The organism is Burkholderia sp. L-4 (assembly GCF_056856535.1).
Genome location: NZ_JBXEOX010000001.1, coordinates 1598148 through 1611290, shown reverse-complemented (window position 1 = coordinate 1611290; position 13143 = coordinate 1598148). Strand labels below are relative to the sequence as shown.

At 69.3% G+C, this 13143-nt stretch carries 12 protein-coding genes; 8 read left to right on the top strand and 4 right to left on the bottom strand.

Translation table 11 applies throughout. The features are described from left to right. Window positions 1–15: 15 nt before the first annotated feature. Window positions 16–1347 carry a YihY family inner membrane protein gene (locus tag AC1VVG_RS07515; protein WP_034191156.1) on the bottom strand — a complete coding sequence of 444 codons (1332 nt, stop codon included), beginning with the start codon at window positions 1345–1347 and terminating at the stop codon, window positions 16–18. A 145-nt stretch (window positions 1348–1492) separates the two neighbouring features. Between AC1VVG_RS07515 and wrbA the strand changes: the two genes are divergently transcribed. Genes wrbA through AC1VVG_RS07495 form a run of 4 tightly spaced genes read left to right on the top strand, consistent with a single transcriptional unit; the run spans window position 1493 to window position 4789 of the window. Further along, window positions 1493–2113 (top strand): NAD(P)H:quinone oxidoreductase, encoded by a 621-nt coding sequence (gene wrbA, locus AC1VVG_RS07510; RefSeq protein WP_034191157.1) that lies wholly within the window; start codon window positions 1493–1495, stop codon window positions 2111–2113. After that, window positions 2110–2493 carry a DUF2069 domain-containing protein gene (locus AC1VVG_RS07505; protein ID WP_482835450.1) on the top strand — a complete coding sequence of 128 codons (384 nt, stop codon included), beginning with the start codon at window positions 2110–2112 and terminating at the stop codon, window positions 2491–2493. The genes wrbA and AC1VVG_RS07505 overlap by 4 nt, the downstream gene beginning before the upstream one ends. Before the next feature lie 18 nt (window positions 2494–2511). Then, the gene (locus AC1VVG_RS07500) at window positions 2512–3933 is read left to right on the top strand and encodes an FAD-binding oxidoreductase (protein WP_049032386.1); all 1422 of its coding nucleotides are present in this window, start codon (window positions 2512–2514) and stop codon (window positions 3931–3933) included. A gap of 25 nt (window positions 3934–3958) precedes the next feature. Beyond that, a complete protein-coding gene (locus AC1VVG_RS07495; RefSeq protein WP_059556980.1) occupies window positions 3959–4789 on the top strand; it encodes a metallophosphoesterase in 831 nt (276 codons plus the stop codon). Window positions 4790–4848: 59 nt separating this feature from the next. Here AC1VVG_RS07495 and AC1VVG_RS07490 read toward each other — a convergent pair whose 3' ends face one another. Continuing rightward, window positions 4849–5001 carry a hypothetical protein gene (locus tag AC1VVG_RS07490; protein ID WP_006476208.1) on the bottom strand — a complete coding sequence of 51 codons (153 nt, stop codon included), beginning with the start codon at window positions 4999–5001 and terminating at the stop codon, window positions 4849–4851. A 117-nt stretch (window positions 5002–5118) separates the two neighbouring features. Further along, window positions 5119–6060 carry a LysR family transcriptional regulator gene (locus tag AC1VVG_RS07485; protein ID WP_034191161.1) on the bottom strand — a complete coding sequence of 314 codons (942 nt, stop codon included), beginning with the start codon at window positions 6058–6060 and terminating at the stop codon, window positions 5119–5121. A gap of 157 nt (window positions 6061–6217) precedes the next feature. Here AC1VVG_RS07485 and AC1VVG_RS07480 point away from each other — a divergent pair, with 157 nt between their 5' ends. Genes AC1VVG_RS07480 through AC1VVG_RS07465 form a run of 4 tightly spaced genes read left to right on the top strand, consistent with a single transcriptional unit; the run spans window position 6218 to window position 11124 of the window. Continuing rightward, window positions 6218–7816 (top strand): efflux transporter outer membrane subunit, encoded by a 1599-nt coding sequence (locus AC1VVG_RS07480; RefSeq protein WP_482835449.1) that lies wholly within the window; start codon window positions 6218–6220, stop codon window positions 7814–7816. 15 nt (window positions 7817–7831) lie between these two features. Beyond that, window positions 7832–10036 (top strand): FUSC family protein, encoded by a 2205-nt coding sequence (locus AC1VVG_RS07475; protein ID WP_049030675.1) that lies wholly within the window; start codon window positions 7832–7834, stop codon window positions 10034–10036. After that, complete coding sequence (locus AC1VVG_RS07470; RefSeq protein WP_011351756.1) at window positions 10033–10236, top strand: DUF1656 domain-containing protein; 204 nt, start codon at window positions 10033–10035, stop codon at window positions 10234–10236. Before AC1VVG_RS07475 ends, AC1VVG_RS07470 begins: the two co-directional genes overlap by 4 nt. A gap of 12 nt (window positions 10237–10248) precedes the next feature. Further along, window positions 10249–11124, top strand: a complete 876-nt coding sequence (locus AC1VVG_RS07465; RefSeq protein WP_014897260.1) for an efflux RND transporter periplasmic adaptor subunit — start codon at window positions 10249–10251, stop codon at window positions 11122–11124. 21 nt (window positions 11125–11145) lie between these two features. Here AC1VVG_RS07465 and AC1VVG_RS07460 read toward each other — a convergent pair whose 3' ends face one another. Beyond that, window positions 11146–12819, bottom strand: a complete 1674-nt coding sequence (locus tag AC1VVG_RS07460) for a methyl-accepting chemotaxis protein (RefSeq protein WP_034191164.1) — start codon at window positions 12817–12819, stop codon at window positions 11146–11148. Between the last annotated feature and the right edge of the window lie 324 nt (window positions 12820–13143).

The following is a 13143-nucleotide window of genomic DNA, read 5'->3' as shown; positions in this document are numbered from 1 at the left end:
CCGCCGGCCCCGCCGTCACGCGGGCCGCGGCGGCCGCGCGTGCGGGTCGGGCACGGCGCCCGGCGCCTGCCCGGCGTTCCCCGCCGGCTGCGCGCCCGCGAGCCGGTGCGCGGCGATCAGCGTCGCAAGCGATACGTCGAAGCGGTCGCTCGACAGCACCGCAAGCAGGGCCGCGCCCTCGACGTGGCTGCGCCGCCGCTCCAGCTGGTAGGTCAGCTCCGCGCGGTCGATCACCAGCACGTCGAACAGTTGCGCGAGCGTCAGCTGCTCGGGGTTCGCGAGCATGATGTAGCGCGGCGTGGTCTCGGCGCCGCCGTCGAGCCGCGCGATCCACTCCCGCTCCTCCATCGTCGTCAGCAGCCGCTGCGCGGTTTCCATGTCGCAGCGCAACATGGTCGCGAGCCGCATCGCCGTATAGCCGCGCTTGCCGGCCGCACGCGCCTCCGCCAGCCGCGCGAGCAGCTCGAGCGCGTCGAGCAGGTCGCTGCCCGGATAGTGGATGCGGTGGAACTGGCCGACGCGGATCGCCGGCAGCGCGGACGCCACCATCGCCCCGAGCAGCGCGATGAACCAGCTCAGGTACACCCACAGCAGGAACACCGGCAGCGCCGCGAACGCGCCATAGACGGCCGTATAGGTCGGAATGCGCCGCACGTAGTAGCCGAAGCCGCGCTTGGCCAGCTCGAACGCGACGGCCGCGAACAGCCCGCCGATCACCGCGTCGCGCCAGGCGACCGTACAGTTCGGCAGGTACACGTACAGCAGCGTGAACGCGAGCACCGTCAGCGGCAGCGACGCGAGCGCGAGCAGCCATTCGACGATCGACGTGGTCGGCGCCGCGCCGGTGAACGCGAGCGACTGCGTGAACAGGTACGACGAGATCGACAGGCTCACGCCGAACAACAAGGGCCCGAGCGTGATCAGCGCCCAGTACGCGAGCACGCGCTGCGCGAACGGCCGCGGCTTGCGTACCCGCCAGATCAGGTTGAACGCCGATTCGATCGTCATCATCGTCATCACCGACGTGACGACCAGCACGATCAGGCCGGCCGTGGTCAGCCCCTTGGCCTTCGACGCGAACTGGTTCAGGTACTTGAAGATCTGGATGTTGAACTGCGCGGGCATCAGGTGATCCGCGAGGAACCCCTGCAGCGATATCTGGAACGACGCGAACATCGGGAACGCGGTGAACAGCGCGAACGCGACCGTCACGAGCGGCACGAGGGCCAGCATCGTCGTGAAGGTCAGGCTGCCCGCCACTTGCGGGATGCGATCCTCGGCGCTGCGCCGGGCCGCGAACTGCGCGAGGCGCTTGAGGGTGTCGAGATCGACGCTCAACTTCGGCAAACGGCTTCTCCTTCTTGATGCCGCGCGCCTCTCGGCGCGCCGCCGCCGCGCTGCGCGACGGCTTCAGCCCCTATAATAGCCGCTCGATTCCAGCAGGGGCCGACTGCACCGGGCACGCGCGCGGCCGCATGCGGCTCCGTCGCCCATGAAAGACATCCTCGTCCTCTATTACAGCCGTCACGGCGCCACGCGCGATCTCGCGCTCGCGATCGCGAACGGCATCGACAGCGTGCCGGGCATGCAGGCGCGCATCCGCACCGTGCCGCCCGTGTCGACCGTCTGCGAAACCACCGCCCCCGACATCCCCGCCGACGGCCCGCCGTACGCGGAACTGCGCGACCTCGAGGAATGCGCGGGCCTCGCGCTCGGCTCGCCGACGCGCTTCGGCAACATGGCCGCGGCACTCAAGTATTTCCTCGACGGCACGACGCCGCAATGGCTGTCGGGGGCGCTGACCGGCAAGCCGGCGAGCGTATTCACGTCGACGGGCAGCCTGCACGGCGGCCAGGAATCGACGCTGCTGTCGATGATGCTGCCGCTGCTGCATCACGGGATGATGATCGTCGGGATCCCGTACACCGAATCGGCGCTCAGCACGACGCGCACCGGCGGCACGCCGTACGGCGCGTCGCATGTCGCGCAGCACGACCGTAGCGCGCCCGGCGGGCTGTCCGCGGACGAAAAGGCGCTCGCCGCCGCGCTCGGCGTGCGGCTGGCGCGCGCGGCCGCCGCGCTGTCGGCCGCGCAGGCTGCCGAGACCGCATGAACACCCCCGCCGTCGCGGCCCGGCCGCGCTACGCGCTGGCCGCCGCCGCGTGCCTCGTCGCGCTGATCGCGCTGTCGCTCGCGTGGGAGCTGTGGCTCGCGCCGTTGCGCCCGGGCGGCTCCGCGCTGATGCTCAAGGCCGTGCCGCTCGCGCTCGCGCTGCCCGGCGTCTGGCGGCGTAACATCTATACGATGCAGTGGGCGAGCATGCTCAGCCTCGTCTATCTGGCCGAAGGCATCGTGCGCGGCATGTCCGATCGCGGGCTGTCCGCCACGCTCGGCTGGTGCGAGACCGCGCTTGCCGTCGGCTTCTTCGTGGCGGCGCTGGCCTATGTCGCGCCGTACAAGCGCGCGGCAAAAAAGTCGCGCGCCGCGTCCTGACCCTTACGCGACAAGGTGATGATGTCTTCCGAAGCTTTCGTTTCCGCGTGCCGCGACGCGCTCGGCACCGACCACGTGCTGACCGATCCGCACGATACCGAACCGTTCCTGACCGACTGGCGACGCCGCTACAAGGGCGCCGCGTGCGCGGTGCTGAAGCCCGCGAACACGGCCGAAGTCGCCGCGCTCGTGAAGCTGGCCAACGCGCACGGCGTCGCGCTCGTGCCGCAAGGCGGCAACACGGGCCTCGCCGGGGGCGCCACACCCGATGCGAGCGGCAGCCAGGCCGTGCTGAGCCTCGCGCGCCTGAACCGCGTGCGGGCGCTCGATCCGCACAACAATACGATCACCGTCGAGGCCGGCGTGATCCTCGCCGACGTGCAGGCGCGCGCCCGCGAAGGCGGCCGGCTGTTCGCGCTGAGCCTCGCGGCGGAGGGCAGTTGCACGATCGGCGGCAACCTGTCGACCAATGCGGGCGGCACCGCGGTGCTGCGCTACGGCAACGCGCGCGAGCTGTGCCTCGGGCTCGAGGTCGTGACGCCGCAGGGCGAGATCTGGGACGGCCTGCGCGGACTGCGCAAGGACAACACGGGCTACGACCTGCGCGACCTGTTCATCGGCGCGGAAGGCACGCTCGGGATCATCACGGCGGCCGTGATGAAGCTGCATCCGCTGCCGGCCGCGCAGGTCACGGCACTCGCCGCGCTCGAATCGCCGCACGCGGCGCTCGACTTCCTGTCGCTCGCGCAGCGCGCGGCCGGGCCGCTCCTGACCGGCTTCGAGCTGATGTCGGATTTCTGCATGCAGCTGGTCGGCAAGCACTACCCGCAACTGCGCTACCCGTTCGCGCAGACGCACGCGCAGACGGTGCTGCTCGAGCTGTCCGACAACGAAAGCGAAGCGCATGCGCGCGCGCTGTTCGAGAAACTGATGGAAGAAGCGTTCGAGGCCGGGCTCGTGGTCGACGCGGTGGTCGCCGAGAATCTCGCGCAGTCGCGCGCGTTCTGGGACCTGCGCGAGCACATCCCGCTCGCGCAGGCCGACGAAGGGCTCAACATCAAGCACGACATCGCGGTGCCGATCTCGTCGATCGCGCGCTTCATCGACGAGACCGACGCGGCGATCCAGCAGGCCGCGCCGGGCGCGCGGATGGTCACGTTCGGCCACCTCGGCGACGGCAACCTCCACTACAACGTACAGATGCCCGAAGGCGGCGACGCGAAGGCGTTCCTCGCGGCGTTCCAGGCGCCGATCAACCGGATCGTCTACGACAACGTGCACCGCCACCACGGCACGATCAGCGCGGAGCACGGGATCGGCCAACTGAAGATCGACGACGCGCAGCGCTACAAGTCGCCGGTCGAAACGACGCTGATGCGCACGCTGAAGACCGCGCTCGACCCGCGCGGCCTGATGAATCCCGGCAAGATCCTGCACTGAAGCCGCCCACTTCGGAGCCCCGCCCGTGAAAATCCGCGTCCTGTCCGACCTGCATCTCGAAAGCAACCTGCCCGATGCGATCCCGCACGCCGACGCGGATCTCGTCGTGCTGGCCGGCGACATCCACAATCACGCGGAAGGCCTGCGCTGGGCCGCCGAAACGTTCGACCCCGCCGTGCCCGTGATCTACGTGCCGGGCAACCACGAGTACTACGACGGGGAATTCGGCGCGCTGGAGACGGCGATGCGCGACGCCGCGCACTCGCTCGACAACCTGCATTACCTGAACAACGGCGTCTACGTCGATCCCGGGCAACGCTTCCGCGTGCTCGGCACGACGCTCTGGGCCGATTTTTCGCTGTTCGGCCAAGACGAAGCCAGCCAGGCCGGCGCAATCGAGGCCGCGCTGCGCGTGATGCTCGATTTCAAGGGACTGATCCAGGTGACGTGGCCGCACGACGCGGCGCTGCATGCGGCGCCGGGTGCGCCTGAACGGGATTTCTCGCCGGCCGACGCGATCGCGCTGCACCGGCAAAGCCGGACCTGGCTGGAAACGCGGCTCGCGACACCGTTTGCGGGCAAGACGATCGTCGTCACCCATCATGCGCCACATCGGCGCTCGCTGGCGGAACGTTATGCGACGGATCTCGCTTCGGCGGGGTTCGTGACGGACATGGCGGAACTGGTGCGGCCGCCGGTGGATCTGTGGCTCCACGGCCACACTCATACGTCATTCGACTACGTTGCGGACGGCGGCACGCGCGTGGTGTGCAACCCGCGCGGCTACCTTCACCGTCGTACCGGCGAACGGGAAAATCCCGCGTTCGCGTGGGACAAGGTGGTCGAGCTCGGCTGAACACCGGCTCGCCAGGCCGCCTTGCGCGGCCTGCCCGCCTCCCCGCGCGTACGGCAGGATCAGCGGCCGGGGCGGCGCGGCTCGCGCACCCGTACCGGAACCGGCTTCATCTGCGCCTTCGCCTTCATCGCACGCAGCAGGTCGCGGGTCGCCGCGGCGGCAGCGGCTGCGCCCAGCAGGACGCCAAGGCCGATCATCAGGTGCGTATCCATCGCTACTCCGGGGTTGCGTATCTCGTTAATCCCTACAGTATCAAACTGTCTGACACGCGTTCGTAAAAAAATGTTGCGTGAAGGACAAATCTCGTCAGATGGCGGCCAACCGCGCCGTCATGTCGCACGCGTGTATTGCTCGAGCGCGGCCTCGTCGGCCTTGAGCGTGACCGGCAACTCGTCGCGCAGGAAATCGACCCAGGTGCGGATTTTCGCGTCGAGGTACTGGCGCGACGGGTACAGCGCGTAGATGTTCATCACGTGCGACCGGTACTCCGGCATCACGCGCACGATGTGCCCGCTGCGCAGCCAGCCGATCGCCGAATAGAGCGGCAGCCCGCCGATCCCCATCCCCTCCCGCACGGCCACCGCAAGCGCCTCGGCGACGTTCACGCGAAACGGCGGCGCCGCGATCGGGACGACCTCGTCGCCGTTCGGCCCCGCCAGCGCCCATTCGTCGAAGTGAAAGCCCGGCGCGACCATCCCGAGGCACACGTGCTGCGCGAGATCGGCCGGCCGCTGCGGCACGCCATGCGCCTCGACGTAGCCGGGCGACGCACACACGACGCTGTAGCTCTCGCCGAGCCGCTGCGACACGAGCCCCGAATCGGGCAGGTCGCGGCCGACGACGATCGCCACGTCGTACCCCTCGTCGAGCAGGTCGGGCATCCGCTGCGCGAGCGTCAGCTCGACGTGCACGTCCGGATAACGCTCGCGGTAGCGCGCGATCGCCGGCACCAGGTAGTGCTGGCCGAGGCTCGTGAAGCAATGGACCTTCAGCTTGCCCGACGGGCGCGCGTGCGCGTCGCCGGCCTCGGCTTCGGCCTGGTCGACGTACGCCAGGATCTGCTCGCAGCGCTGCAGATAGCGCTCGCCGGCTTCGGTCAACGCGATCCGGCGCGTCGTGCGGTTCAGGAGACGCGTGCGCAAGTGCGCCTCGAGATCCGAGACCGCGCGCGACGCGTAGGCGGTGGTCGAATTCATCTGCTGGGCGGCCGCGGTAAAGCTTCCCGCGTCCACCACGCGGACGAACACCCGCATGTTTTGTAGCGTATCCATCCCATTACCCGTTTGAATCCGGAGGGATTGTTGCACAGGGGCCAACAAATATTATCTCAGGATTCGTAAAAATGACTTGCACCGTTGTCCATTTATTCAGGAATCACTGAAAAATATAATCGCATCCGACTCATCTATATCCGAAAGGGAGAAAATCGTGCAGTCTCCGGCGACAAAAGGGACGCTCGCACTGGCGGTTCTTGCAGTCTCATTAATAATGGCCGGTTGTGCGAGCATGGGCGACAACAAGACCCAGTCCACGCGTATCGAAGCGAACACGCTCGACGCCGGCGCGGCCATCCGCGCGGCCGACCGCGACGCCGGCTGGCCCGCCGCCGACTGGTGGCGCGCGTACCGCGACCCGCAGCTCGATGCATGGATCGCCACCGCCCAGGCCGGCAATCCGACCCTCGCGGCGGCCGAGGCCCGCGTGCGCGAAGCGCAGGCGATGGCGCGCGTCGCCCGGTCGGCCGAACTGCCGCAGATCAACGGCAATCTGTCGCTGATGCGCCAGCACTGGCCGGACAACGTGTACTACGGCCCGGGCCCGCTCGCGAACACCGACACCTGGAACAATACCGGCACCCTCGGCCTGTCGTACCACCTCGACCTGTGGGGCAAGGACAAGAACGCGACCGAGCGCGCGCTCGACACCGCACATGCGACCGCCGCCGACGCGCGTGCGGCGAAGCTCGAACTCGAAGTCAACGTGGTGCGCGCGTATGTCGGCATGTCGATGAACTATGCGCTGCTCGACCTCGCGCATGAAACGTTCGAACGCCAGCGTTCGCTCGCCGATCTCGCGCGCAAGCGGCTGCAGGCGGGCCTCGGCACGCAGCTCGAAGTGAGCCAGGCGGAATCGACGCTGCCCGACTACGAGCGCCAGATCGACAGCTATGAGGAAGCGATCCAGCTCGCGCGCCACCAGCTCGCCGCACTGGCCGGCAAGGGCCCGGGCGCCGGCGACGCGATCAAGCGGCCGCGACTGTCGCTCGATGCGCCGGCCGGGCTGCCGTCGGCGCTGCCGGCCGACCTGCTCGGCCGCCGCCCCGACGTCGTCGCGGCGCGCTGGACGGTCGATGCGCAGGCACGCGGCATCGACGTCGCGAAGGCATCGTTCTACCCGAACATCGACCTGCTCGCGACGGTCGGCGGGTTCGGCGTGACCGCGCCGTTCACCGACTTCCTGCGCGCGATGAACGGCGGCTGGACGGCCGGCCCCGCGCTGTCGCTGCCGATCTTCGAAGGCGGCCGGCTGCGTGCGCAGCTCGGCGCGGCGAACGCCGGCTACGACCAGGCGGTCGAGCGCTACAACCAGACGATCGTCGGCGCGCTCAAGGACATCGCCGACCAGGTCGTGCGGATCCGCTCGCTCGATACGCAGAAGAAAGACGCCGCGCGCTCGGTGGCAGCCAACGACCGCAGCTACCAGTTGTCGCGCGAAGGCTTCCGTCGCGGGCTGACCGATTACGTGAACGTGCTGGTCGCGCAACAGCAGTTGCTGCGCGCGCAGGAGACGGCCGCCCGCATCGATGCGGAACGCCTCGCCGCGCATGCGCAGCTGATGGCCGCGCTCGGCGGCGGCGTCGAGACGGGTGAGGATGTGCCGCACGACGAAACGCCGGCCGCCGGCACACCGGAAAACGGCGGCACACAAGCGCCTTCCGGCGCACCGGCCACGAAACCGTCGGCGGCCGTCGCGCGGCCCGCAACGGTCGCGACGACCGGCACGTCCGGCTCGCCGGCCGCGCGGTAACGCGGAGCAACCGCCATGTCAGCCTCCTCCCCCGCTTCCACGCCCGCCGGCGGCCCGTTCGCGGCCTGGTCCGCCGCGTTCGGCGACTGGGCCCGCACCGACGGCGCCGCGTGGCTCTATCTGTTCAAGGCGCTGCTCGCCGCGTTCATCGCGACCGGCGTGTCGATGCGGCTCGACCTGCCCGCGCCGAAAACGGCGATGACGACGGTGTTCATCGTGATGCAGCCGCAAAGCGGCGCGGTGCTCGCGAAGAGCTTCTACCGCGTCGCCGGCACGATCTTCGGGCTCATCGCGACGCTCACGTTCGTCGGGCTGTTCCCGCAGCAGCCGCAATTGTTCCTGCTGGCCGTCGCGCTGTGGGTCGCGCTGTGCACGGCCGGCGCCGCGCGCAACCGCAACTTCCGCAGCTACGGCTTCCTGCTGGCCGGCTATACGACCGCGCTGATCGGACTGCCCGCGTCGCAGCACCCGGACGGCGCGTTCATGAGCGCGATGACGCGCGTGGCCGAAATCATGGTCGGGATCGTGTCGGCCGGCGTGGTCAGCGCGCTCGTGTTTCCGCAGACCACCGGCGAACAGATGCGCACGACGGTACGCAAGCGTTTCGGCAGCTTCGTCGACTACGTTGCATCGGCGCTGTCGGGCAAGCTCGATCGCGCGCATATCGAAACCATCCATACGCGCTTCGTCGCCGACGTGGTCGGGTTCGAGGCCGCGCGCAGCATGGCCGTGTTCGAGGATCCGGACACGCGGATGCGCAGCGGCCGCCTCGCGCGGCTGAACAGCGAATTCATGAGCGCGTCGAGCCGCTTCCATGCGCTGCACCAGCTGATGAACCGGCTGCATGCGGCCGGCGCACAGGCCGCGATCGACGCGATCGAGCCGTATTTCCGCGAAATCGCGCCGCTGCTGCTGACGCACACCGGCGAACCGGTGCGCACGGCGGCCGACGCGGGCCACGCGGCCGAGCAACTGCTCGCCTGGCGCGACGCGCTGCCGCGCCGCATCCGTGCGACGCGCGCGACGCTCGAAACGCAGCCGGACTTTCCGCTGCTCGACTTCGACACGGCCGCCGAGCTGCTGTACCGCTTCATCACCGACCTGCACGAGTACGCGGCCACCTACGCGTCGCTGTCGACGGCGACGCACGAGCGCGAACGCTGGATCGAGCGCTACGAGCCGCGCACCAACCTGACCGCGATGGTGATCGCGGCGATCCGCACCGCGACCGTGATCCTCGTGCTCGGCTGGTTCTGGATCGAGACCGCGTGGCCGAGCGGCGTGACGCTCACGCTGACGGCGGCGGCCACCTGCGCCCTCGCGTCGTCGACGCCGCGCCCGACCGCGATGTCCGCGCAGATGGGCATGGGCACGGCGCTCGCCGTCTGCACCGGCTTCCTGCTGACGTTCGGCATCTATCCGCACATCGACGGGTTCCCGCTGCTGTGCGTCGCGCTCGCGCCGCTGCTCGCGATCGGCATCTTCATGACGCTGAAGCCGAAGCTCGCCGGGTATGGAATGGGCTACCTGATTTTCTTCAGCTTCCTCGCCGGTCCGGACAACATCACGCACTACGATCCGACCAGCTTCATGAACGATGCGCTCGCGCTCGTGCTGTCGATGCTGGTGTCGGCGATCGCGTTCGCGGTACTGTTCCCGCCGACCGCGCCGTGGCTCAAGAAGCGGCTGTTCGCCGACCTCCGCCACCAGGCCGTCGCGGCCGGTCATGCACGGCTCGCCGGCTTGCGCACGCGCTTCGAAAGCGGTGCGCGCGACCTGATGTACCAGGCGCACACGCTGTCGGCCGACCAGCCCGACGTGCAGCGCGACGCGCTGCGCTGGATGTTCGCGGTGCTCGAAGCCGGCAACGCGACGATCGACCTGCGCCACGAGCTGGCGACGCTGCCGCCCGATCCGCGCTATGCGCCGGCGATGCCGTGGCGCCGTGCGATCGAGACGATGCGCACCGCGCTGGCCGCGCTGTTCTCGAAGCCGAACGCCGCGCGGTTCGACGCGACGCTCGCCGCGACCAATGCGGCGATCGACGCGACGCGGCAGACGCTCGATGCGTTCGAGCCGTCGCGCGAGGAGCGCCACCGGCTGCAGCGCATCCTGAGCCACCTGCATTTCGTGCGTACCGCGCTGCTCGATCCGGAATCGCCGCTCGAGCCGCTTCACCGCAACCGCCCCGTGCGTCCCCAACCAGGAGCCTCGTCATGATGCCGCGTGAAATCGCCATTCTCGATGCCTACATGCCCACGGTGGTGCTGATGTTCGTCCTGGGCGCGCTCGCGACCTGGGCCGTCGACCGCCTGCTCGCCTATACGGGCCTCTACCGCCTCGTCTGGCACCCGTCGCTGTTCCGGGCCTGCCTTCTCGTCTGCATTTGCGGCGGACTGAGTCTCGCCGTTTACCGTTGATTCCGAACCATCATGATTCTCAGAAAACTCTTCGGCTTCGTCGCGACCGCCGTCATCCTTCTCGTCGCGATCCTGATCGGGCGCTCGCTGTGGGTGCACTACATGGACGATCCGTGGACGCGCGACGGGCGCGTGCGCGCCGAGATCGTCAACGTCGCGCCGGACGTGTCGGGCGCGATCGTCGAGCTGCCCGTGCATGACAACCAGCTCGTGAAAAAAGGCGACCTGATCATGCAGATCGACCCGTCGCACTACCAGATCGCGGTCGAGCAGGCGCAGGCGGCCGTCGCCGCCCGCCGCGCGGAACTGCAGATGCGTCGCGACGACGCGGCCCGCCGCGCGGACCTCGATGCGCTCGTCGTGTCGAAGGAAAACCGCGAGAATGCCGCGCACAGCGCGTCGAGCGCCGATGCGCAGTACCAGCAGGCGATCGCCGCGCTCGACGCCGCGAAGCTCAACCTCGAGCGCACGCGCGTCGTCGCGCCGGTCGACGGCTACATCACGAACCTGCAGACGTTCAAGGGCAACTACGCGGTGGCCGGCCAGGCGAAGCTCGCGATCGTCGACAGCCACTCGTTCTGGGTCTACGGCTACTTCGAGGAAACCAAGCTGCCGCGCGTGAAGATCGGCGCGCCGGCCGAGATGCGGCTGATGAGCGGCGGCGTGATGAAGGGCCACGTCGAGAGCATCTCGCGCGGCATCTACGATCGCGACAACCCGCAAAGCCGCGACCTCGTCGCGGACGTGAACCCGACCTTCAACTGGGTGCGCCTCGCGCAGCGCGTGCCGGTACGCATCCGGATCGACGAAGTACCGGCCGACGTGGTGCTGTCGGCGGGCACGACCTGCACGGTCATCATCGATCCGGACAAGCAGAAGAAGTCGTAACCGCCGCGCGCCTCGCGGCGCTCAGGCCGCGAGGCGGAACCGCCCGACCAGCCGCTTCAATGCCTGGGCCTGCTCGTCGAGCGCGTTGGCGGCAGCGGCCGCCTGCTCGACGAGCGCCGCGTTCTGCTGCGTGCCGGCGTCCATCTGCGTGACCGCGCGGCCGATCTCGTCGATCCCGGCGCTCTGCTCGTCCGACGCCGCCGAAATCTCGCCGATGATGTCGGTCACGCGCTTGACCGCGCGCACGACATCGCCCATCGTGCGGCCGGCGTCGTGCGCGAGCGCCGCGCCGTTCGCGACGCGCTCGACCGATGCGCCGATCAGCTCGCGGATCTCCTTCGCCGCGGTTGCCGAGCGTTGCGCGAGCAGGCGCACCTCGCCCGCGACCACCGAGAAGCCGCGCCCCTGTTCGCCGGCGCGCGCGGCCTCGACCGCCGCGTTCAGCGCCAGGATGTTGGTCTGGAACGCGATCCCCTCGATCGTGCCGATGATGTCGCGAATGTTCTTCGCGCTGTCGTCGATCTCGCTCATCGTCGCGACCACGCGCCCGACGACTTCCCCGCCCGTTTCCGCCACCGACGACGCATTGGCCGCGAGCGCGCTCGCCTGCCGCGCGTTCTCGGCGTTCTGCCGCACGGTCGACGTGAGCTGCTCCATGCTGGCCGCGGTGCGCTCGAGCGCGACGGCCTGCTGTTCGGTGCGCCGCGACAGGTCGAGGTTGCCGGTCGAAATCTCGCCGGACGCGGCCGCGATGGCCTCGGCGCTGACGGCGATCTCGCCGACGGTCGCCGCAAGCCCCGTCTGCATGTCGGCCAGCGCGCGCACCATGCTGTCGCGATCGTGCCGGCCGAGCGTGATCGGTCGCGTGAGGTCGCCGCGCGCGATGTCCGCGGCGATCGCCTTCGCGTGCGCGGGCTCGCCGCCGAGCTGCGATGCGAGGCGCCGCACGACGCGCTCGGCGATCACGATCGCGAGCACGATCAGCGCCGCCGTCATCGCGGCGATCATCGCGAACGACGACGAGAAGATCGTGGCCGACGCATCGAGCGTCGCCTTCGACTTCTCGCCGCGCGTCTTCACGAGGTCGGCGACGAGTTTCTCGAGCTTGCCGGTCTCGACCAGCAGCGATACGTCCTGCGTGCCGACCTGCCAGTTCATCTGCGACAGGTCGAGCGGCTGCGCGCGCACGAGCGTGACGAAATCACGCAAATGCGTGCTCCACGTGCCGACGGCCGTCGAGAATGCGCGCAGCCGCGCCGAATCGTCGGCGTCGGCCGGATCCGCGTAGCGCTGCAGCGTGCCGAGCGCCTGGCCGATCGACGCGAGCCCCGCACCGACGTCGGCGCCGAGGTCGTCGCGCTCCTTCGCGGTGGTGGCGGTCAGCAGCATCTTCTGTGCGCGGCTCGCGCGCAGCACCTCGGCCCGAACCTCCTGCGCCGCGCGGCTCGCGACGTGCCCCTGCTCGTAGACCGACGCGATCGACGCGTTCAGGCGGCTGATCTGCCACAGCGAAAACACGCCGATCACGAGCGTGCCGGCCAGCAGGATCGCGAATGCGGCGCGCAACGTCGCCTTGACGGTCCACGGCCGGCGCTCACGCCGCGCCGCATGCGCGCGTCGTGCGGCGCGACCGGCGGCAACGTCGGGTGCGGCGGCCGCCGCACCGGGCTGTGGATGCAAAGATGCTGCTTTCATCGAACTATCCCCGTATGGATCACGCAGCCGGAAAGGTCGGTCCCGGCATTCCCGCGATGGCTGGCCATGCCGCGCGTCCCGAGCCCGCCCGACGGGTAGCCGGTGCCGGGCGCCAAGCGCGCCTGTTGTCGTTACGTCGTTCTACGGCTGCCACCGCCGTTTCTTGAGTCCGATGAAACACCGACCGGACTCGCGCCCCCGCCGACGGAGCGAGCGCGCCGCCTGCGTTATACCCGGCCAAAAAAGCGGATACCGGCCGATCCATCGGACGAATGTCCGAATCACGACAAAACTTGGCAGGACATTCTCGATGCGCCAAATTAC